At 39.4% G+C, this 22690-nt stretch carries 17 protein-coding genes and 1 tRNA gene; 17 read left to right on the top strand and 1 reads right to left on the bottom strand.

The genetic code is table 11. The features are described from left to right. Positions 1 to 116: 116 nt before the first annotated feature. The 14 genes from FFR60_RS11020 (at position 117) to FFR60_RS10955 (ending at position 18768) form a co-directional block, all read left to right on the top strand. Positions 117 to 4748, top strand: coding sequence for a SpaA isopeptide-forming pilin-related protein (locus FFR60_RS11020; RefSeq protein ID WP_171004914.1), 4632 nt, complete (start codon positions 117 to 119; stop codon positions 4746 to 4748). Positions 4749 to 4751: 3 nt separating this feature from the next. Beyond that, complete coding sequence (locus FFR60_RS11015; RefSeq protein WP_137664196.1) at positions 4752 to 5465, top strand: pilin N-terminal domain-containing protein; 714 nt, start codon at positions 4752 to 4754, stop codon at positions 5463 to 5465. A gap of 74 nt (positions 5466 to 5539) precedes the next feature. Next, entirely contained in the window at positions 5540 to 7303 is a 1764-nt protein-coding gene (locus FFR60_RS11010; RefSeq protein WP_137664195.1) for a sortase family protein, read from the top strand. A 37-nt stretch (positions 7304 to 7340) separates the two neighbouring features. Next, on the top strand, positions 7341 to 9512 hold the full coding sequence (locus tag FFR60_RS11005) for a glucosaminidase domain-containing protein (protein ID WP_137664194.1): 2172 nt from the start codon (positions 7341 to 7343) through the stop codon (positions 9510 to 9512). Positions 9513 to 9529: 17 nt separating this feature from the next. Continuing rightward, positions 9530 to 10102, top strand: coding sequence for a signal peptidase I (gene lepB, locus FFR60_RS11000; RefSeq protein ID WP_137664193.1), 573 nt, complete (start codon positions 9530 to 9532; stop codon positions 10100 to 10102). 18 nt (positions 10103 to 10120) lie between these two features. Next, positions 10121 to 10864, top strand: coding sequence for a hypothetical protein (locus FFR60_RS10995; RefSeq protein WP_137664192.1), 744 nt, complete (start codon positions 10121 to 10123; stop codon positions 10862 to 10864). 18 nt (positions 10865 to 10882) lie between these two features. After that, positions 10883 to 11977, top strand: a complete 1095-nt coding sequence (locus tag FFR60_RS10990) for a coiled-coil domain-containing protein (RefSeq protein ID WP_137664191.1) — start codon at positions 10883 to 10885, stop codon at positions 11975 to 11977. Positions 11978 to 12136: 159 nt separating this feature from the next. Further along, positions 12137 to 12862: a hypothetical protein gene (locus FFR60_RS10985; protein ID WP_137664190.1), complete on the top strand. Its 726-nt coding sequence runs from the start codon at positions 12137 to 12139 to the stop codon at positions 12860 to 12862. Then, complete coding sequence (locus tag FFR60_RS10980) at positions 12862 to 14358, top strand: hypothetical protein (protein ID WP_137664189.1); 1497 nt, start codon at positions 12862 to 12864, stop codon at positions 14356 to 14358. The genes FFR60_RS10985 and FFR60_RS10980 overlap by 1 nt, the downstream gene beginning before the upstream one ends. 63 nt (positions 14359 to 14421) lie before the next feature. Then, on the top strand, positions 14422 to 15222 hold the full coding sequence (locus tag FFR60_RS10975) for a winged helix-turn-helix domain-containing protein (RefSeq protein WP_249354989.1): 801 nt from the start codon (positions 14422 to 14424) through the stop codon (positions 15220 to 15222). A 359-nt stretch (positions 15223 to 15581) separates the two neighbouring features. Then, positions 15582 to 16295, top strand: coding sequence for a helix-turn-helix domain-containing protein (locus FFR60_RS10970; protein WP_137664188.1), 714 nt, complete (start codon positions 15582 to 15584; stop codon positions 16293 to 16295). Positions 16296 to 16298: 3 nt separating this feature from the next. Beyond that, on the top strand, positions 16299 to 16733 hold the full coding sequence (locus FFR60_RS10965; RefSeq protein ID WP_137664187.1) for a hypothetical protein: 435 nt from the start codon (positions 16299 to 16301) through the stop codon (positions 16731 to 16733). A gap of 504 nt (positions 16734 to 17237) precedes the next feature. Next, positions 17238 to 17489, top strand: coding sequence for a helix-turn-helix domain-containing protein (locus tag FFR60_RS10960; protein ID WP_249354988.1), 252 nt, complete (start codon positions 17238 to 17240; stop codon positions 17487 to 17489). A 46-nt stretch (positions 17490 to 17535) separates the two neighbouring features. Beyond that, on the top strand, positions 17536 to 18768 hold the full coding sequence (locus tag FFR60_RS10955; protein WP_137664186.1) for a site-specific integrase: 1233 nt from the start codon (positions 17536 to 17538) through the stop codon (positions 18766 to 18768). Between the two features lie 92 nt (positions 18769 to 18860). Here FFR60_RS10955 and FFR60_RS10950 read toward each other — a convergent pair. After that, positions 18861 to 18932, bottom strand: a tRNA-Arg gene (locus tag FFR60_RS10950). Between the two features lie 52 nt (positions 18933 to 18984). On the opposite strand from FFR60_RS10950, the gene rpoN reads away from it, so the two are divergent. The 3 genes from rpoN to gap all read left to right on the top strand — a co-directional run bounded on the left by rpoN (position 18985) and on the right by gap (position 22543). Next, entirely contained in the window at positions 18985 to 20286 is a 1302-nt protein-coding gene (gene rpoN / locus FFR60_RS10945; RefSeq protein ID WP_088932254.1) for an RNA polymerase factor sigma-54, read from the top strand. A 176-nt stretch (positions 20287 to 20462) separates the two neighbouring features. Continuing rightward, the gene (locus tag FFR60_RS10940) at positions 20463 to 21506 is read left to right on the top strand and encodes a sugar-binding transcriptional regulator (RefSeq protein ID WP_088932255.1); all 1044 of its coding nucleotides are present in this window, start codon (positions 20463 to 20465) and stop codon (positions 21504 to 21506) included. A 35-nt stretch (positions 21507 to 21541) separates the two neighbouring features. Further along, positions 21542 to 22543, top strand: coding sequence for a type I glyceraldehyde-3-phosphate dehydrogenase (gene gap / locus FFR60_RS10935; RefSeq protein WP_088932256.1), 1002 nt, complete (start codon positions 21542 to 21544; stop codon positions 22541 to 22543). The last annotated feature ends 147 nt before the right edge of the window (positions 22544 to 22690 follow it).

Genomic DNA, 22690 nt, shown 5'->3' with positions numbered 1-22690 from the left:
ACTTTGATGATCGTGATTGCATTAGGTGCGATCGTTGTAGGTACAGCAACAATGGCGATTGAAAAGAAACGTCGTCAATCTGTATAAGGTAGATGACAGAAAGGATGGGTAGACAAGTGCAAAAGAAAAGACTAAAGAAACCAGTCGTCATATTTCTTCCCATCATTCTCCTTATAGGAGCCATCATTATTTATCAGATGGCTCCTATAGGGAAGATATTGAATGCATCGAACCAAACTTCTCTATTTAAAGTAGCGGTAGATGGAGAAAATATTACAGATACAGCGTTTGTTACGGAAAAAGAAAAAGTAGAAGTTCAGCTAACAGCAAAAGAAGCTGGTATTTATAAACTCCCATATGATGAAGAAAATTATCGGTTAGAATACGTAAATAAAGAAGCGCCGCTTCCATATTATGAGACCAATAATATGGGTTTTGATATGGAGAATAATCAAATCATTTTTCATGAAGTTACAAGTGATGATGAACATCTAACTACAGAATTAACTGAAACTGAATCAAGTGAAGTGGTTGAAGAAGAGACAAGTGGATCAGAAATTCAAACACCTAACATTGAATCGTTACCAGAGTTTGTAGTTGTAAAAATTTCAGACGAAAAAGAAACTTCTAAGGGATATTTTTACTTGAAGTTAGATGAAGGGGATTCTGTACTCTTCAATGTTCAATGGACAAGTACTAAAGAGCAGACGCTTGTTGTGACAGATACAACAGATAAGGAAAAAGAGCAAACTTTGCTGACTTTTGGAAAAATAGAGGAAGCAGTAAAAGAAGAAACCTCCAAAACTAACACAACAGAGTCGAAAAAGGAAGTAAAAAAAGAAGATAAAAAAGATGCAGATTCAAAAAAAGCAAAAGGGATGGAAGTATCAATAGCTCCATTAGAATTGAAAGGGGGGGCAGATGTTGTTCGTTTAAAGGATCCGAAATTGACTATCCAAACAGGAGCAACAAACTTTGATCCAGACGATGAACCAGGTCATGATTCTTCCCCTAGCAACGATATCGTTCGAACATGGGACACGGTCACTTATACTTATTCTTTCTCAGTAGAATCTACTAATTCTTTAAAAACATATAAAGATGTTAAGTACCGAGTGGATGCAGAGTTTAAAGACTCACGAAAAAAAACGGATGGTCAATTGAGAGACTATGCCTATTTTCCTCAAGGTACACGAACGGGTAATAATCTGGCAGAGACGAGGGATGCTACTTTTACAACTAGTGGTGTCATATCAGGTTCGACTGGACTTGGTGAGGGAGCAGTTAATCTTCATGTATTGGGAGCAACACATGGTTATGAATTGGCCCCAACAATTACAATTACTATATTAGAAGTCACCGATGCAGAAACGGGAGAACAGATTACGATTAATGCCAGTTCAGAAAATATGGTGCAAAAAAGTGTGAAAGTTTCTGCAAAGCCTAATATAAAGGCAACAATTGGTTCTGGTGATTCTGTAGTTAATTTAATGTCAAGTCTTAGTCCTACATCGGGTCTTAACTCATTTGCACAAGGAATGGGTATGGAGCTTGCTGTAGTTCCGTTAACCGATGATGGTATTTCAAGAACGGGTTCGTTATATGAAATGCTCTATGGAGCTACATTTCCCAAAGGTGAGGTAAAGGTTTCGGTCAGAACAAATGCCTATTCGGTTCTAGATAGCAACGGATATAGGCATGAAATTATATATGGGAGTGATCAGGATGCTCCTCAAGTTATATCTGAAGGTTTTTTAGATGTTAATAATAGAACCAGTTCTACTTTAAATAAAACTCCAGAGTTTGAGCATCTAAATATGGCTGAACTTGATATGGGCAATAGTGGGTGGAATATTGCTTTTTCAAAAATAGTAACAGATGGAGAACAAGCGGTTTTTGATACTAATATAGCAAAAGTAGCTAATACTTCTACAAAGAATACTCTGAACTATTCCTTCACTAATTCTGCTGCTGTTTACAAGCCAATAGTAAATAATGTTGTTGCGTCAACTAATGATAATATAGGTAAATTGAAATATGCATCAGTATTTACATTAATGAATATCCCTTATGATTATATTCTTGATAAAAATGCATCATTGTATACTCAATTTGAAACTACAAACATATCATATGAAAATCAAGATTATTCTAATGATTCTGTCTACACAAACAGCAGTCCTCATGTTTTAGGCGGCAAAGTGATGTGTTATACACCAACGATAGACAGTGCTGGTAAATATATTGGCAGTGGTATAGCTCAACAATGGGCTCCTTCTGGTGATGGTGGAGTTTACAAAGGACAAAAAATTTATGCGTATCCTATATATAATGTTGATTCATTACAAGGAACCGGCATAGATGCAATAACAGCTTGGAATGCTGAGGTTTATCAATATGATAATAGCAGAAATTTGTATTTTCCTTATCCTGAAACTATACAAAAGTATTTTTATGGAGTTTTGAAAGACAAGAGTAAAATACCATCTTTGGATGCAAAATATTCGATTAAGAACAATGAGTATGATTGGTACTCAACTTATGAAGAGGCGAAAGAAAAAGGAACTGTAAGTGCGATAAAATCAATATTCAAGAAGAATAACCCTGATAAAAGACTAGAGACAAGAACCAGAATTCCTTTAATTGTCATTGGAGATAAATATAATGATTTCCAGAGCGTTAAGGGAGATGGAAACTTTTTAATATCGTCAATAAATGGTATTGATGATGCCGGAGAAGTAAAACACACTTTTCCAACAACTGGATCAATATTTCAACCTTCAGTTTTAGATGAAACTGAAATTTCTGGGATAAAAAAACAGATTCCTGGAAGGACTTATGGTGAAACATTGATGGTTGTTCCTTTTATTGCTCGATTAACTAAGCAGGCGGTAAGAACAAGCTATAGCTCAAGTGAAGTTATTCAATGGAAGCTAACCCCTGATATTCAAGCAGCAGATGATGATGATGTGACTTTTACAATTAAGGACACATTACCTAAAGAATTGACCTATATTTCAGGTAGCACTAAGTATGGAACAAAAGAAATTGAACCAGTAGAGAAGAAAGAGTCCGATGGATCAACTACTTTAACTTGGACGATTCGTTATCATAAAGATGAATCACCAATACAAACTTTAGTTTTTGATACGATGATTAATGGAAAAAATATTAAGTATGATGCCACAAATACAGCAAAAGTTACGAATCATGCAGTAATATCAGCAGAAAATAAAGATGGTCTTAAAGATGAATCCATTGAAGAGCTACGAGAGGCAAAAGCAAATACGATTATTACCAAAGTTTCAATTACTACGATAGAAAAAAGTACATCTAACTCCAAAATAGAGGTAGGTACAAATAATCCTGTTTTGACTGATGGAGAACGAGATACGACTATTCACTATTCTTTATACAATAAAAATGAATCGAAAACTTCATTAAATGAAATTAAAATTTTAGATGTCTTTCCTAATGTTAAGGATGGTAGAGGAACTACATTTAACGGTACTTTTGATTTACTATCGGTTAAGGTAACGAGCATAAATAAGCCGAAAATTTACTATAGTATACAACCGATTGAAAATCATGTTGATCCGAATGATGTTGATATTTCATCGGGATGGAGTGTTTACAATGGTGGCCGGATTACGGATGTAAAAGCAATCTATTTAAAATATGATCAATTAGATGTTGGAGAGGAGAATACGATCGATATTAGTTTGGTTGCTAAAAATCAAAAGGCAAAAGATATCATGGTCAATAGTGCCAAGTTGGATAACTCCAATATAAATCCAGTTCAGTCTGTTTTTGTAAAATCTGCGGTTATTGCTCGTTCAATTAAAGGGGTCGCTTGGTATGATGACAATTTGGATGGTAAGAAAAACCCTACAGAAACGATGGTACCGAATATACCTGTGAAATTGTATCGCACGAGTCATGAGAATGGGACGTACAAAAATGAATTGGTGAAAGCAAATTTGACAGGGCTGAAGTTTATTGATGATTCAGGAAATTCTTCCATTAAAACGAGTTCAACAGGAGACTATGAGTTTAATCATCTTCCAGAAGGTGATTATGTCGTCTACTTTGAAATTGGCGATGATGTGGTTGCTAAAAAATATAAAGTAACCAAAAAGGACAGTGCTCCTTCATCACAGACAGTAGATACTTCAAAAGCGGATTTAACTACTTATAAAACAGATAGCTATGAGACACCTACTTTAACGGGAGGAAACTTCCCCGATAGTGAGTGGAAGGTCCAAAATATTAATATTGGGTTGGTTCGACCATCGACTATTCGCTTGTTTAAGTACGCAACCGGAACAGCGATCGATGCTAATGGTGATGGGAAACTGAGTGATGCTGAGAAGGCGACCGGTACGCCATTGAAAGATGCGGAGTTTGATATTTATAAAGGGGATCTTGAAGAAAAACTTGGAAGTGCCAAAACCGACGATACAGGTCATTTAGAATTCACACCATTGTTTGAGGGTGATTATACCTTGGTTGAAACCAAAGCACCGGAAGGGTATGAGCTGATCAAATCACCGATCAAGGTTACGATCACGGAAGGCAATCAAACGATCCAAGTCTATCAAGAAGATGACAAGAAAACCGATCTGCCATTTACTGGTGGTACTGGACCGATGCTTCTGTTACTGATTATTGTCAGCGGTATGGGAATTCTTGGACTTGGAGGTCTGTACTGGTATTATCGCCAACCTAGCAGGAAGGGAGAAGGATAAGTGATGAAACGATTTCTAACAACCGCGTTTAGCCTTCTTCTGATGCTGGGAGGTCTAACCGCTGGAACGACTCGAAGTATTGCGGCAGAAGAAACCGAAGGCTATTCGATCTCTGTCATCAAGTACAAGTTGGAAGATCCAGAGATACTGACTAATCAATTGCCCTTAGATGGGACAAAAGCTGAGGCGGTCAAAGATGCCAAGGGCAATCAACTAGCGCCACTTGCTGGGATCACCTATGAAGTCACACGGGTGTCGCCGGTTCAAGGCACGAATACCTTTGAAAATATCATCGGTGACGATGCTTACTCTACTACGGTTACGACCGATGCCAATGGGACGGCATACTTTCCCGGTTTGGCACAAGGGATGTATCGCGTAGTCGAAAAAGAACATGACCAATTGCGGGAAACGATGGAGCCGGTGATCTTAGAATTGCCGCTGCCCCAACGGACCGGAGAAGCGTTATCAGAGGTCTATCTTTACCCGAAATCGGGGGTGAAGACAGCCGCTGATCCAACGGATCCGAAGAAAGACCTGCCCAATACAGCAGGCACGGCTGGAACCAATTCCGCCAGTGCCGCCAACAAGGAACGGCTTCCGCAAACAAGTGGAACCATTGGTTCGTATCACTCGCTACTACTCGTTTTAAGCTTCATTCTCATCATGGCTCTGATTGGTTTTAGAGTCATGAAAACGAAGAAGTTTGATTTTTAATGACGACGAAGAAGAGTAACTCGGGATCTTTGAGTTGCTCTTTCTTTTCTAATTTCTGTAAAGGATGACACGCCATGAAGAACAAAGGAACCCAAAAACGAAACAAACGCAGTAATCTTGTCATGGGGTTCGCCATTTTTATGATCGTGGCAGGAATCCTTGTGCTGCTCTATCCGATCGTGGGCAATTATTTAGCCAATCGTGAACGAAGTTCAGCTAGTACCAGCTATGACAATGCCTTGAAGAAAATGTCCAAAAAAGAGAAAGCCGAACAGTACGAATTGGCAAAACTCTACAATCAATACGTCTTTGACAAACAACAGGGCAATCACCCAGACCCGATCGCGTACAAAAGCATCATCAAAAATGAGTCTAACGTGATGGGAACGATCGATATTCCAGCGATTGATATCGAAAAGATGCCTTTTTACCATGGAACGTCGTTTAAGACCTTGGATAAAGGTCTGGGCCATTTGGAAGGCACATCGATTCCAATTGGCGGAAAGAATACCCGCTCCGTGATCACGGGGCACAGCGGCGTAAAGAATCAGATCCTGTTTACCGATGTGAAGAATTTACAAGAAGGCGATCTTTTTTATATCAATATTCTCGGCAAACGCTTGGCGTATCAAATCGATTCCTTTGAAGAGATCTTGCCTAGTGAATCAGACAAAGTCAAGATCGTGGAAGGCCAAGACAAAGTGACCTTATTGACCTGTACTCCGCCGGGGATCAATACCTATCGATTGTTAGTCAATGGGCATCGAATCCCATATAAAGATGCAGAAAAACAAAAAGTTCGAAAACGGAATCTATGGAGTTACCAAAACGTTGTTTTGGCAACCTTAGTGATCAATTTCTTATTGTTCCTGATCTTGGTGTCGATCTATCGCTTCCATGTCAAACGGTTCCGTTCGGATGACCCATTAGTGGTCTATAAAGCACGGAAACGACTACGGCGATTGTTTACATTGACGAAGATCTATTTTGTCTTGATCTTTGTCGCTATGTTAACGGTCTTGAGTATTGCGGCTTACGGCTATGTTCAGATGCAGGAAGATACCTCATTGGGTGCTGTGGATGTTGGACAAACTGAGCAACTAAGTACCTTCAACTTAGATAAGGTCAATCGTGCCAATTATGCGGAAAAGCAGATCGCCAGTGTCAATGTGGCGAACTATGCGCAGGCGCGAGGAAACAGTTATGAAACGACCAATAATTGGGGGATCGGGAAATTACAGATCCCAAAGGTCGACATTGATCTGCCTGTATTGGCTGGGATCGCCAATGAAAACCTCTTGACCGGGGCGGCGACCTATCGGGCGGATCAACAATTAGGCAAAGGCAATTACGTTCTCTTGGCTCATAATATTTTTGAACAAGATGTCTTGCTTCACCGAATCAAAAAACTCTCTTTAGGAGATAAGATGTATATCACGGATTTCAAGGATATCTATACCTATGATGTCTCCTTGAATAAAGTGATCGAGGAAACGGAAGTTTCCTATGTCGATAGTGTAGCCAAAGATGGCAAACAAACCTTGACGCTGCTTCGATGTGAAGGCAATATCGGCACGATCTACCGACGCGTCGTTCAAGGAAAGCTGTCGAGCGTCCAACCAATCGAGACAGCCAGTACACACTTACTAAAAGAAGTCGGTGTAAAAGCCAAGGCCCAAGAAGCACCGAAAAAGCTCTTGAACAAACGAAGAGTGAGTCCCTTTCAACAATTTGCGATGTTGATCGCGGCGAAGTTCGTCTCAGAACCGCTTCAAACAATGGTTCCGATGTTTCTCTTCTTTTTATTGCCAATATTATTTTTCAGTCTGATTCATTAACACTGAAAACCATGATGTGAGAAAGGAAAACCAATTCATGAAAAAACTAGTTGTGGGTGTCTGCGGGCTACTTGTCTTCATTGGTGGACTTGCCAGTCTGCGTAGCGGTGTACTAAAAGCAGGTGAGTTGCCAGAAGAATCCTCTTTAATAGTAGAAACAGGCACGACCGAAAGTGCGGTCTCGGTTTCTGAAGGCAGTGAAGTGTCTGTTGTGGAAGCTCCTGTACCAGAATCTGAGGTGATCTCTTCGATAGAAGAGCAGTCAGAAGTACCTGTAGAAGAACTACCAGAAGCAGTGAAACCTTCTGAGTCTTCAGAACCAGAAGTACCGGTTTCCTCAGAGCCAGCACCATCGGAAAGCAGTACGGTGGATTCTTCGACCAGTACTAGTTCAACAGCGTCTAGTACGAGTACCTCAAGTTCGACGAAACCATCAAGCAGTTCGACGACTTCAAGTTCAACGCCGCCGAGCAGTACGAAACCAAGTAATTCATCAACACCAAGCAGCACCAAACCAAGTACGACAACGCCAAGCAGTTCGGCATCAGCACAGTCGTCTACGAGTCAAAGTCAATCGGTGACACCAGCGCCAACACCTGTGGTACCAAGTTCACCCGTAGCGGCAGCGCCAGTCACACCTGAGTATGCTAGTGTGCAAGCCAGTTCTGCGTTTACGCCGACCGTGCCGGAAGCATTTGCGGAAACCAGCACCTTGAACTTGCCAAGTGAACTGAAAACAACGGAAGTGGCGCAATCGGACTTGAAAGGGTTCGAGTTACCATTACTAAGCAGTTTTGAAAATAAAAACCATGCGGTATTGATCTATGAAGGGATAAAAAAACTCGGCTCTGAACAAGCAGAAACCTATAGTACTGAGGAAATGGCAACCGAACTTTACCAGCAATTATTCTCTTTAGAGATGACAGGCGCACCAGAAAAACTACCAGAAGAACTCACAGTAGGGAGTCTGTTGTATCAAAAGGAGAAAGACAAGACTATTTTGTTAGGTGTCTACATAGGGGATGAGTATTACTTAACCGTTGATGATGTAGAGATTGAGAGAGGAACGGAAGACTCTTCGGAAACAGAAGAAGCAACGGAAATGTCCGTTTCCGAAGAGGAAAAAGAAACCCAGAGACAAGTCATCGTTGAATCCATTGATCTGGAAGAGGACCTATTGGTTCAAGAATTACCAGAAACAAACTTGACAGAGTACGGTGAACAAACATTGGCAGACTATCCTGCAGCTATGAACTTTACCGAAAATGACAGTGCCAAGAATTTTATCGAAACAGTCGGTGAGGATGCTAGAAAGTTAGGACAAGAATATGATGTTTTTGCTTCTGTCATGATTGCGCAAGCATTAATAGAAAGTGGTTCTGGTACTAGCAGTTTATCTCTAGCACCAAATTATAATCTGTTTGGGATTAAAGGCACGTACCAAGGTCAAGCAGTGTCGATGGCAACACAAGAAGATCGTGGAAATGGCGAGTTATATTCTATTAATTCCGCATTTCGTAAGTATCCGAATTACGCGGCCTCGTTAGGGGATTACGTGGAATTACTTCGTGGCGGGATTTCGGGAAATGACAGCTATTATAAGCAAACGTGGCGATCAACGGCCAAGAATTATTTACGCACAACCAATGCATTAACAGGCACTTATGCGACGGATACGACCTACGGTCAAAAGTTGAACTCGATTATCGCTTTGTATCATTTGACCCAGTACGATCAGGCGAAAGTTGAACAAGGTAGTTTTGGCTCTGGTGTCTTTATCAAAGGCAAAGAAGAGATCCCAACAGAATATAAAAGTCTGATGAAATATCCAGATTACAATGGCGTCGATTACAACAGCTCAGGCTCTTATCCCGTCGGTCAATGTACGTGGTATGCCTTTAATCGCGTGAAGCAACTAGGCAAATCAGTCGATGACTACATGGGTAATGGTGGCGAATGGGCGACGAAAGGCAAAGCATTAGGTTATGAAGTCAGTCAGAAGCCAAAAGCGGGCTGGTTGATCTCCTTTAAACCAGGCGTGGCAGGTTCGGATGCTCGTTATGGACACGTGGCCTTTGTGGAAGTAGTCCGACCTGATGGAATCTTGATCTCAGAAGGCAATGTTTATGGAGGTACGGTGATTTCTTATCGCGTGATTGATAACGCCTTAGCCACCTCAGACCAAGTGTCATACATTAAAGCAAAGTAGAAGGAGCAACGTAACTTATGGCAACTGTTCGATCCCGGAAAGAAAAAGTGGAAAAACCACCCATACGTTCACTCACCAAGAGTCTGATCCTGACGTTCCTCACATTGTTAGTGATGGGGATGATCGTTTTGTCTGTCCAACTGTTACGAAAGGGATACAGTGTTCATCCGATCTCAGGCACGTCCATGAGTCCAACCTTAACGGAAGAAGAGATGGTCTTAGTGAAAAAGAATCCATCGATTTTGCGGTACGACATCGTGGCGTTTTCCGTGAATGGCGAAAAAGGAAAATTTGTGAAGCGGGTGATCGGGATCCCTGGGGATCGCATCTTTATTCGGAATGATCGAATGATTTTAAATATTGGCGATCAAGGAGAGTTTGAAACCACCTACACCTTCCAATTGTCTCCAGCCGTCTCGGAGGAATTTCAGGAGTTGACGAAGATTCCAGCAGGCTTCTATTTTACGATCGGTGATCATATCGATGTGTCGAAGGACAGTCGAACCTTCGGTCTCGTCAATAAGGAAGACATCGAAGGCACGGTCCAGTTCCAATTACCAAACCTATTAAAACCCAAGGAGGAAAATTAATGGAAAAGAGGAAAGATAATGATCATCATTCATTGGGTTAGTGTGGGACTGGCGATTCTAGTATTGGTTGTTTGGTTCCGACGAATGTTCATTAAACTGCAGCTAGAGAGAATCCGATTACCCAAGAATACCCCGGTGTCGTTCCAACGAAAGTTGGACTATGTCAAGCAAGCCGAACAAGGCAAGCATGTTTCTGCGTTACTCTTTGTGGTCTTTTTTATGGCCGTCGGCTTATTGCTGGTTTCATTTAGTTTGTTTCAGATGGATCACCAGCTGCACCAAACGACGGAACAGAATAATCAGTTAAAAGATGAGCTCTATCTGATCAAAAAAGAACAAAAACAACTCATTTCAAAAATGCCGATCAAAGCGTATCCCCAAAAAGGGATCGGGTTGAAGGACTATTCCTGGGAAGAGCTGTTTTCAGAAGAAAATCGTGAGAAACAATACCAGATGGAAAGCGATCTTTCAACGAAGGTGAGTCCGTACTTTGGTCTATCGACCACGTTGATCGTGTTGGATGTGCCTACGCAAACACTGAATATCGCCTTAGCTGGGGATTCTGGCAGCGAGGACAATCGCAAACAAATCAAAGAGAATGTCAAAGCCTTCGCTAAAGAAGCCGAAGACATCTCTAAATTGACTCAAATCACCTTCCAAATGAATTTGATGAGTGATAAAGAAAAGAAAAAAACGTATAGCTGTACCTTTTCCCGTGAGAATGAAGAGGCCTCCTTTTCATTGGTTCAGGAAGAAGAATAAAGAAAGTGAGGATGTCGCATGAGCGCACAACAAAAGAAAAATGGGTGGTTTTTCAATAAGAACATCATTGATGAAATCAATTCTGTCCCAGAAGAAGTGATCAGAAAAGAAGAAGAGGACCACGTGATCCCCTTGCCAGAAAAGCCCTCGATGAAAGTTACCGAAGAGGTCAAGGACTTAAAACGGCAGCTGCTTGAAAAGGAACAGGCGTTAGAACAAGTCAAAAAAGACAGTGAAGTGGAAAAGCAGCGACTGATCAAAGAAAACGAAAAATATAAGCATGCGCTGTTGCGAACAGGAGAAGAAAAGGCAGAGAACCGTCGCCAGATCCAAGATCTGGAAGCCGAGATTCGTCGAAACCGTTTAGAAAATCAGCGGGTTCAAGAGAACAAAGAGTATGACCATTTAAAAGAAGAGATTACTCAGCTCAAAGAAGAGAACACGACCCTAAAAGGGACACAGGAACAATTACGAACCGTGGAAATTGAGCTGCAAGAAGCCAAGCAACAATACCATGAATTGGTGTTGGAACAAAAGGGCGAAGAGACGCAACGTATGGATGCGATCCGTCAATTGGAAACCCAATTGGAACAGGCAACGACTGAGATCCATGACAAAGAAGCGCAACTGATCCAATTGGATCGGGTACTCAATGAGAAAGAACAGTCGATCAAAGAAAAAGAAACCGCGATTCAACGACTGCTCGAAGAGCAGCGGGATCAATCGATTGAAGGCGAAGTGGTTTCAGAGCTTCAACACCAACTGATGATGATCCAAAAGGAAAACGAGCAGTTGAAACAAGATGTGACGCATTCACAACAAGAGATCGGTGAAGTGTTGGTTTCGGCTCGGAAGCAAGCCAACCGAATGGTAGAAAAGGCAAAATTGGATGCCAAACGGATCCTTCAACAATCAGAAGAAGAGATCCAAACGATTCAAGAACGAGCTAAAGAGATCTCGTTTGAAGTAGATGAATCTCGTCAAGCGATCATCGGGATCTATGATGAGTTGAAAAACCGAGTGGATCAGTTGGCGCAAGGCAATGAAGCCGAAGAAGTAAAAGATCGGTACGACTATTCAAAGGTTTCTTTATTAGCACGTAAAGATTCCTAAGCTATTTTGTGAGAACAGAGATCTGCACGTTCTTTGTTCTCCAACCTTACATAGTATTTCAAGAAACGCATAAAAAAGAAGAACCAGTTGTTTTAGCAGCAGTTACCAAAAAGTGGGGCTAGTAATACACCCCCGTTGATGATGTAGGAGGAAAACGCAGTGAAGGTGTGGATTATCGGATGTTTTGGGATTATGGGGATGATCGTTCTCAGTATTTTGTATCGATTTATGGTGCATTACCGATTGGACAACATTCCAACGAAACAAACCTCACGATTATTTAGAACCAAGTTGACGCAATTCAAGCAAAAAGAATTGCGAAAAAGTTTGGTGTATTTAGCAATCGGAATGATGGGGGTAATCACGGTTATCGCCTTTTCGCTCCTTCAAGTGTTTCAACTAGAGACACGGATGCAGGGGTTACGAACAGATAATCGTGCCTTGCAAGGCGAAGTCCGCACGATGAAAAAGAGGACACAGGTGAAGTCTTTATTAGCAGATTATCCTGTATCGGGGCTGAATCTCAACGACCAATTGGTCGTTTCCAATCAAACCATCGATGAAAAGGAACAATTGGAAAAGAAGGTATCGAAGCAGCTGCTTCCTTACATCGATGAAGCTAAACTGGTCTTCTCTTCTAGTAGTGAGTCCGATTCATTGACACTCCTTTTGACCGGCTCTGTCCAGGCAAGCAATGCCAATCTCGTGATCCTAGGTCAGAATATCACCGCCTTTATGAAAGAAGTAGAAGGGGTCAAGAAAATCGCAGAAGTACATGTGAACATGAACGATCGCGAAGGAAACGACCTCTATAAAGGCACTTATATTCGAAACGATCAAGGACAATTTACATTTCAATCAGAACTGCGGAAAGGAAAAGGGTAATGGCAAAAAAGAATAGCTGGTTTTTCAATAAGAATTTAATGGAAGAAATCAATGACTTTACCAATGATGAGATCGAGCAAGAGGAATTAGCTCTTGAAGATCAAACGAAAGAGATCCATCGTTTAAACGAGCAATTACAAGGGGCGATCCAACGACAGGAAGATTATCAGACAGATAACCGTCGGTTATCCCAAGAGCTAGAGGCGCTAAAAGAGACCCATAGCAAGCAGCTCCAAGCGCAACAACTCCAACACACTGAATACGAGAAAGAGAAACAGGTGCTGGAACAAAAAAATCAGCACTTGACCGAACAACTCGCTTCTTATGAAGAACAACAACAAACATTGGAGCAGGCGCAACAACGCAATCAAGAACACGAGCAAGAAATTCTAGCACTAAAAGAGTCCAATGAGCAGCAACAAGCCGAGCTCCAAGACTTGAAGGCACAATTAGAGGAACTGCACTTAATAAAAACCGAACCCAAACAGGCCTACAAGAAATTGGAGGATGCCTGTAAAAAACAGGAAAGCGAGCGGTTAGAGGCAGAAGAACAAGTAAAGAAAGTGAAGAAACAACACTTAGAAGTGGTGCAGCAATATACCAGTGCGATCCAACAAGTGAATCAATTGAATGAAGAACGCACGGAATTGCGCCGACAAATGAAAGAAAAAGTCATCGAAAACAAACAGTTAGAGGAGCGAGCAGCAGCTATGGAAGAAGTCAAAAAGGAAATGGATCAATTGAATGAAGAAAAACAGGCCTTGAATGAGGCGTTGTATCAAGCACAAGAAGAGATCGCTAAGTTGGAAGCGCAGCTAGAAAACGAATCCGATGTCCAAGAATTACTGACTAAAAACGCAGAATTAGAAGCAGAGCTATCAGAAAAAACGGCTCAAATCACTGAGTTGCAAGAATCCATTGAAAAAACGACTCAATTGGCCGCCACGACAAATGAACAATCCAGTGATCAGGCAGAAGCTATGGACGAACTAGCGAAAAAGTTGGAAGAACTAACTGAAAGCAGTCAGAAACTGCAAATGGAAAAAGCTGAGGTCACGCGCCGCTTACAAACCACAGAAGAAGTGCTGCAGCAAAAGAATCAACAGCTCCAACAATTGGAAGAACTGTTAGTCAAAAAATCAGATGAAGCCAGTTGTGATCCTGAAGCATTGGTTCAAGCAAAACTGCAAGTTGATGAGTTGAGAAAAAAGAATGAAGAACTGAAGCAAGAGGTAGTCCAATCTCAATTGGAGATTGGGGAAGTTCTATTTACGGCTAAGAAGCAAGCGAATCGAACAATCGAAGAGGCCCAAGTAGAAGCGAAACATTTGATGGATGCGGCAGAACTAGAAGTTGAAAACATCGGGAATCGGGCACGAAAGATCTTGATGGAGGTTTCAGAGTCGAAGGAATCGGTCTTAGAAATCTATGCGGATTTGGAACAAAAGGTGGAACAATTGGCCAAAGGGACAATTTTAATCGATAAACAAAAATAAAGAGAACTATTCACGGTCTATGATGACCAGAACGATGTGTTAAGCAAAGAGAGAGGATGAAAGATGATCATGAATCAAGTCTTGATTTTAACGAGGAATATTTTAAACGAGCAAGAGATCCAACAAAAACTACAAGTTTTAAATTATGAGGTGTATTGTTCAGCAAATCATTTTGAGGATTATAATCAACAAGTCCAGACACCAGAGGTGTTCAAGTTTTTCCAATATGTCATCTTGAGTGAGAGTATCTGTGAGTCAGAAGTAAAAGCATTGGTGCCAGTACTGAGGAAACAGTCGGTGAACATCATTCGTAAAGTCGACACCAACCTGACTACCGTGGATCAAGAGTATTTGGAAACAGAACAGATTCACGCCATTATTTCCGCGGAAGACTCGGTCGATGAACTAAGAGAATGTTTGTATAGTTTGAAAAAGAAAATGGGTGCGAGAGAAGAAACGTACCATAATGACAAAGTTGTTCAATTGTCTGGGAAAGTCTCGTTAATTCGTCCGAATTATCTGAGTGAAAGAAGCATGACTCAATTGGAGATACAGAAGTTTGCGGATACCTTGCATCGTTTATCTCCTATTGAGGCACGCCTTATTTCGATTTTAATAAAATCAGAAGATCAAGTGGTTACAAGAGAAGAACTTTGTCGACAGATTTGGAATGAAGAAGTAACGAAGTCACATTTAGCTTCTCTTTCTAGTACGGTTACTCGAATCAAAGATAAATTTGAACATACCACATTAGAAAATGCGGCGATTCATACGTTGTGGGGAAAAGGGTATCGTGTAAATCCAGAATTATTGGAACTGATTCAAAACGATGAATACTTTAACCGGATCGTGATGAACGGTTAGCAAACAGGTGGATTCAAATGTCTACAAATGAGTAAAAAATAGAACTAAATAAATGAAGTATCGGTTGGGCGCTATTTCTTTATCACACAGGGGATGATAAAGGACAGACGAAGATCGGTATTTTTTTGACGATAAACAAAATAGAAGAGGAAAATAGTTCAAGTTCATCGTCTTCTATGAGTAAATCAACGTATTATCAGGCGCTGGCATTTCTGTTATAAACACTTTATAAATTCTTTATATTAAAGTTCGTTTTCCATCAAATAAAGAGCCTTTTTTCATCAACAGTCATGCAAAGGATTCCAGAACACAATTTTCCTTGGTAAAACTAGAGTATAGAGAAAATAAGAGGTAAAAAAATGATAATCATCAAAGAAGTCCGTTACTTCAACCAACAGAATCAAGCATCTTTAAATTTCTTTTATTCGGGAGTTTCTTTAGTTATTCATCAAAGGAAATTTTCAAACGATATAGAGTCAGAACTGACATTTTATTTAAATAGTTTTAAGAATTGGCCAGCAAAGCTACTTGATAAAAATGTTGAAGTGTTACAAATTATTTTTGAATTAACCCCTAATTGCAAAGGTAACAGAAACCAAACTATTTCCTTAGATGTAACAGAAGAGATATACCAAATTACTTCTCTGGTTTTTACTTATTATAGTCAAAAAAAATTTCATTATCCAATAGATAAAGTTTTAGATATGTTGGTAGATCGAATACTTTCGATAAGCAAAGAGCGGCAATTTAAGAACGCTTCTTTTCGGGAACTACTTGAATTCATGGAAAAAAACGTCAAACACTCAATTGGCAGAAAAGGTTTTGAGGATGCTTTACATATGAGTTCTTCCAGTCTTGATAGACTAAGTAATAAATACGTAAGACTAACTACACGGAGACTATTTCTAGAAATGAAATGTACTGAGGCAGAACGAAAGTTGAGGGAAACAACATTACCCATCAAAACAATTGGTGAAGATCTCGGCTTTAAGAGTAGCAAACAATTTTCAACTCAGTTTAAAAAAGTGACTGGAAAAAGTCCTGCAGAAGTAAGAAAATCACGGAGGAAATAGGATATGGATGAACAAGAAAAGAATCAAATTTACCAGCAAATGAACATGATCTTGAATGAAATTCAACAATTAATGACCTTTTATGAGTCATGGAAAGTTAAGCTATTTGGTACTCAAAGTGACAGGAAATCGAGTGATTCTTTTGAAACGAAATCGCTCTATGGACGAGAAGTTGAGAATCAAAAATATCTAAGCAGTAAAGGAACAAACTCAACTAGGTATGACTACCAATGCATAGCATTAAAAATCACATCACTGTTAAAAGAAAGTGGGAGACCTTTATCAACGAAAGAAATTTATCAGGAGCTATACAAGGAAGGTTATGTATTAAAACATTCAAATCTATCAAATAACATTCTTAGAAAAATGAATTTAGATGTGAAAATTAATGTGGAAAGAGCTTACCGCGGGTACTGGCAATATCACTTATCTGGATGAGACCTGATAATTTTCACCAATTCCTTGAAACACCTAAAAGTTAGATGTTTCAAGGAGTAAGTGAGCTTACTTCAGCTTGAAATGCTAAGCTAAAAGTTACACATGATTAAACAAGTAAAATTTTATATTTTATTGTTCTTTGACAACAGAATATTTTTGTTAGGTACGTTTATTTTTGACCGAGCTATTACAAACTAACGCCAAGACAATGATTTTTTTATTTGAGCGATCGATTAGTGATGTAAATTCTAGTTTTACAACTAGAAGCGAGGACAGTCAAAAAAATAATGATACTTCTGTGAAGCTCGGCATAAACCGCGGAGAGGCGAAACTCCTATGTACTCAACTAACGTAAAGGGTAGCCTAACAAATTTTGTATACTATTTATTACTTTCTAGAATGTTGAAGTGGATTACATCGCTTAAAAAGTAAGATCCGGTGTGCTAGTTAACTTTTTATTCGATGCTCCCCTTGAATAAGAACATGAAAGGATTATCGATAACTATGAATGATGATATAATCACTAAGCAAGACTTGCATGACATAAAGTCAAGTATTGTTGACCAATTATTGTCTGCGTATAATATTAAATTGGAGAATCGCTATTTAGCTAAAAAAGACACTTGTAAGTATTTAAAAATTTCAAATAACACACTAGATAAATGGCTCTTACAAGGGTTACCTGTGCTACGAATCAATGGGATAATGCGATTTGATCGTATTGCGATTGATAAATGGCTAAGTGAACGAGTATAATGAACTCATATTAACTTTGACTCGCAACCAAAGGAGATATTAAGTTATGAGTATTTCAAAAACAGAAAATGGCTCATACAGAGTAAGAAAAAAATATCCGAAAGATATCGCAGAATTGTTGGAATTAAATAGCACATCATATGACAAAATTTTTTCAACAAGAAGAGAAGCAAAACAAGCGGAAATTGATTTCGAAGTCAGAGTAGTTACATTACGAGATAATAAAGAAAAAAATCTCTCTAAATCCTTTGAAGAAATACTTTTTAAAGATTTTTTTGAGGATGAGTATTGGCATGATTACAAAGATGGATTAACAAGTTCTCATCCAACACCTCCAAGTGTAGCTACGATTAAAAACACTGAAGACATTTTTCGACTACACTTACTTCCCATGTTTGGGGAATTTTCACTTGATCAATTAAATGAACAGAAACAATTTGTAGTGAAAAAGATGAATAAAAAAGCTAAGGAGTATGCAAATTTCAAATCAGTAAGAAGCTATTTTATTCAAGTAATGGACCTAGCAGAGGAGTATGATTATATTAACTATAATCGATTAGCAAAGCCGCTAAGAAAAATAAAATCTTCAAAAAAGAATCAATTGAGAGAATTGAAAAAAGAGGAAGATAAATATCTATGTGAAGCGGACCTGCTGTTATGGTTTGATGTCGTCGAGAAAGATTACGCCGAAGAACTGTTAAGTATCCAAGATTATACTTTGTTTTGGACGACCTTTTTCCTATCTGATCGAAAGTCAGAAAGTTATGCACTTCAATGGAAAAACGTTTCTTTCGCTGAGAATCGTATTTCCTTAACTCAAGCGCTTGATCGTTATGCGAATGTTAAAGTAACAAAAGGAAATAAAAAAAGTGTAATGAGACTCCCTGCTCCTTTAAAAACAATTTTAGAGAAGTGGAAAAGGAATCAAAAAAGAGAGCTTTTTCAATTTGGAATTAAACAAGATGATAATCAATTTCTTTTCACCTATACAAATTCCAAGGGAGAGATTAATCAACGATTGCATACTGATTATTTAAATCGAAGAATGCAAGCTATTCAGAAACGTCATCCAGAGCTAACTAAGTGTACGCCGCACAAATTGCGACACACTTCTGCTACATTAGCTAAATTAAAAGGAATGTCCGTGGAAAAAATTTCCGAAGGATTAACTCACTCAGAAATAACAACAACCAAACTCTATATTAATGATGAGAGTGTTATTGAATTAACCCCAGCTTCTTATGCATATGATAGAATGATGAGGATGACAAGGAAATAGGTGGGGAATTGGTGGGGATTTTGGTGGGGATTTTGAAAAAAACACCTTCCAAAAAGAGATGGAAAGTGTCCTAAGCCTTGCTATTACAATAATGCGCCCTGAGGGAATCGAACCCCCGTCTCAAGAACCGGAATCTTACGTGATATCCACTACACTAAGGGCGCAAGCACGATTATTAGTTTAGCATATAATTTTAAAAAAACAAGGGGAAAGTATATGAAGTTTCAACAAGGTTATTCGCAAAAGCAGCAGCAAACCCAAAAATTGGCGATGACACAGGAATTGCAGCAAGCCATTCAAATCCTACAATTTAATACTGAGGAGCTGCAGGATTACGTTGAAACGGTTTCTCTAGAGAATCCGCTGTTTGAAGTGGTCCCACCAAAAATCCAAAGTGATCTGATGCAGATGCACAGTGGAGCAGTTAAAGAAGAGTCATTTATCCAAATCGCCGATCACCCAGTCTCCTTATTTGAACATTTGATCAATCAGATACATTTAAACTATCGAGAAACTTTTATCCGAGAGATTATGCTGGTTTTAGTTGAGTATATTGATGTGAATGGTTACTTAAGAGTGGAAGAAGAAGAAATAAAAGAAGAGTTAAATGCAACGGATATTCAATATCTCGATGCTTTGACACTATTGCAGCAGCTTGATCCGCCTGGTGTAGGAGCTAGAAATCTGCAGGAGTGTTTGATGCTTCAGACTGAGCAGGATGATTATGCACCAGAGTTGGCGTACCTTTTAATAGAAGAATCCTTTGATGCGATTGCCAAGAGAAAGTTTGAGCAAATCGCAAAAGATTATCAAATCAGCTTGGCTCAGGTTCAGCAAATACTTGACTATATTCGAAGTTTGAATCCATTTCCAGGAGCAAGTTTTGGTGGTCAAGATTCAAACTTTATTATTCCTGATTTAACATTAGTTAGAAGAGAAGGTCAGTTAGTTGTTTTATCGAACAAGCGAGGTCAATTACGCTTGAACTTTCAAGAAAATTATTTCAAGCGTTTGAAACAACAGGCTGACGAAGAAACCAAAATTTACTTAAAAGAAAAACTTCAGCAATTTGAGTGGCTGAATAAAACACTTGGTCAACGTAAAGATACGATTCTGGAAGTTGGAAAAATTATTGTTCAACATCAAGCGCATTTTTTTGAAGATAAACAAGGGGCTTTAAAACCGTTGATGCTCAAGGATGTTGCGAAACAATTAGAGGTTCACGAATCAACGATCAGCCGTGCAGTAAATGGTAAATATATCGAAACGGATTTTGGTGTTTTTGAATTACGAAACTTTTTCGTAAACAAAGTTAATGATGAAGATACGTCTGCTGATGAAGTCAAACAATTGATTGCTTCACTCGTCGAGCAAGAGGACAAACATAAACCTTTATCGGATCAAAAAATTGTCGAATTACTTGCAGAAAAAGAGCAAAAAATATCCCGGCGCACAGTCGCAAAGTATCGAGATGCACTAAATATACCCAGCTCTTCGAAAAGAAAACGTTTTGATTAAGCCAAGTAAAAAAACTTGGCTTTTTCCTTGCGTAGAAGGCGCAAAACTGTTACACTTTGTCATGTAAGAAATTAGCAAATTTCAAATGAATAATTTGGCTTTCTTGTATTTTTTTTAATATTCATGGGTCGCTAAAAGTCTATGAGGGACTACTTAAGTCCAACGGAGGAATTCCTTTGTTAAGTGAATTAAGAGTACTTGAAGCAATCGCCCCTGATGTGTTAGAGGTTGTGAAAAAAAGATATCGCATTATGCAGAATATTTTTTGGATGCAGCCGATCGGTCGAAGAAACTTAGCTGATTCATTAGGTCTTACCGAACGGGTTTTACGAAGTGAGACAGATTATCTTAGAGATCAGCGTTTGATTGATGCAACGAAGAGCGGTATGTTGTTAACTGAAAAAGGACAGGATTTGCTGCAACATCTAGAATTATTGATGGAACAGTTTACTGGAATGGATCAGTTAGAAAAACAACTTGCTTCACTTTTTGAAATCGAGCGTTGCTTGATCGTTTCTGGAAACAGTGATGAGCAGGAAAAAGTAATCGGTGAATTTGGCGAGCTAGTTGATGAAGCATTGCAACGTCAATTACCAGATGGCCGAAATATCATTGCAGTGATGGGTGGTACGACGATGGCCGAAGTTGCCAGACATGTCAGCCCATTAGAAACAGCAAAACGCCATAATCTTTTTGTTCCAGCTCGAGGTGGTATCGGAGAGGCTGTATCAATCCAAGCCAACTCAGTGAGTGCCTTGATGGCAGCAAATGCTCACGGAGAGCATCGCGCTTTATACGTGCCAGAACAATTAAGTGAAGAAGCTTATCACACACTGCTGAAAGAACCTTCGATTAGAAGCGTCTTGGCGATGATCAAAGAGGCCAACTGTGTTGTTCATAGTATTGGTCGTGCTGTGCATATGGCAGCCAGACGGAAAATGTCGGAAGATGAGATTGTTCGTCTGAAACAAAAAAATGCTGTTGCAGAATCATTTGGTTACTTTTTTGACGAAAATGGAGAGATCGTCCATAAAGTACCTCGCATCGGATTATCTTTAGAAGATATTCAAAAGATGCCGACGGTTCTAGCAGTCGCTGGTGGCAAAAGCAAAGTCAAAGCCATTACAGCGTATATGAAAAACGCTCCAAAACAAACGTGGCTCATCACTGATGAAGCCGCTGCAAATGAGATTTTAAAAGGGACATCCCCTTTAAAATAAATATATTTTTTGATTCCATAAGGAGGAAATCTTAAATGACAGTAAAAGTTGGAATTAACGGATTTGGACGTATCGGACGCTTAGCATTCCGCCGTATCCAAGATGTAGCAGGATTAGAAGTTGTAGCTATCAATGACTTAACAGACGCTAAAATGTTGGCTCACTTGTTAAAATATGATACAACTCAAGGTCGCTTTAATGGAACTGTTGAAGTTCATGAAGGTTCATTCAACGTGAACGGAAAAGAAGTTAAAGTTCTTGCTAACCGCAACCCTGAAGAATTACCTTGGGGAGAACTAGGAGTAGATATCGTATTAGAATGTACTGGATTCTTCACTTCAAAATCTGCTGCTGAAAAACATTTAACAGCTGGTGCTAAACGTGTTGTTATCTCAGCTCCTGGTGGTAACGATGTTCCAACAATCGTTTACAACACTAACCACGAAACTTTAACTGGTGACGAAACAGTTATCTCTGGTGCTTCATGTACTACTAACTGTTTAGCTCCTATGGCTAAAACTTTAAATGACGAATTTGGTGTTGTTGAAGGATTAATGACAACTATCCACGCTTACACTGGTGACCAAATGACTCTTGATGGACCTCATCCTAAAGGTGACTTCCGTCGTGCACGTGCTGCTGCAGCAAACATCGTGCCTAACTCAACTGGTGCTGCTAAAGCTATCGGTTTAGTTATTCCTGATTTGAACGGTAAATTAGACGGAGCTGCTCAACGTGTTCCTGTTGCAACTGGTTCATTAACTGAATTAGTTACTGTTCTTAACAAAAAAGTTACTGTTGATGAAGTAAATGCAGCTATGAAAGCAGCATCTAACGAATCATTCGGTTACAACACTGACGAAATCGTTTCTTCAGATATCGTAGGTATGACTTACGGATCATTATTTGACGAAACTCAAACTAAAGTTATGACAGTTGGCGAACAACAATTAGTTAAAACTGTTGCTTGGTATGATAACGAAATGTCATACACTGCTCAATTAGTTCGTACTTTAGAATACTTCGCTAAACTTTAAGATTTATTTTAAACAATGACAATGTCTGAAAAAAGGCGGGGAAGCAACGCGCTTCTCCGTTTTTTTCGTAAGTTTATCATTGGCTCTTTTTTGGAAAAGAGTTGTATAATAAAAAAGATTTAAAAAAATTATTTGGAGGTTTTCTTT

Source organism: Enterococcus hulanensis (assembly GCF_005405485.1).
GTDB lineage: Bacteria > Bacillota > Bacilli > Lactobacillales > Enterococcaceae > Enterococcus_A > Enterococcus_A hulanensis.
The sequence above is the reverse complement of the archived record's forward strand: the minus strand, read 5'-3'. Positions and strand labels throughout refer to the sequence as shown.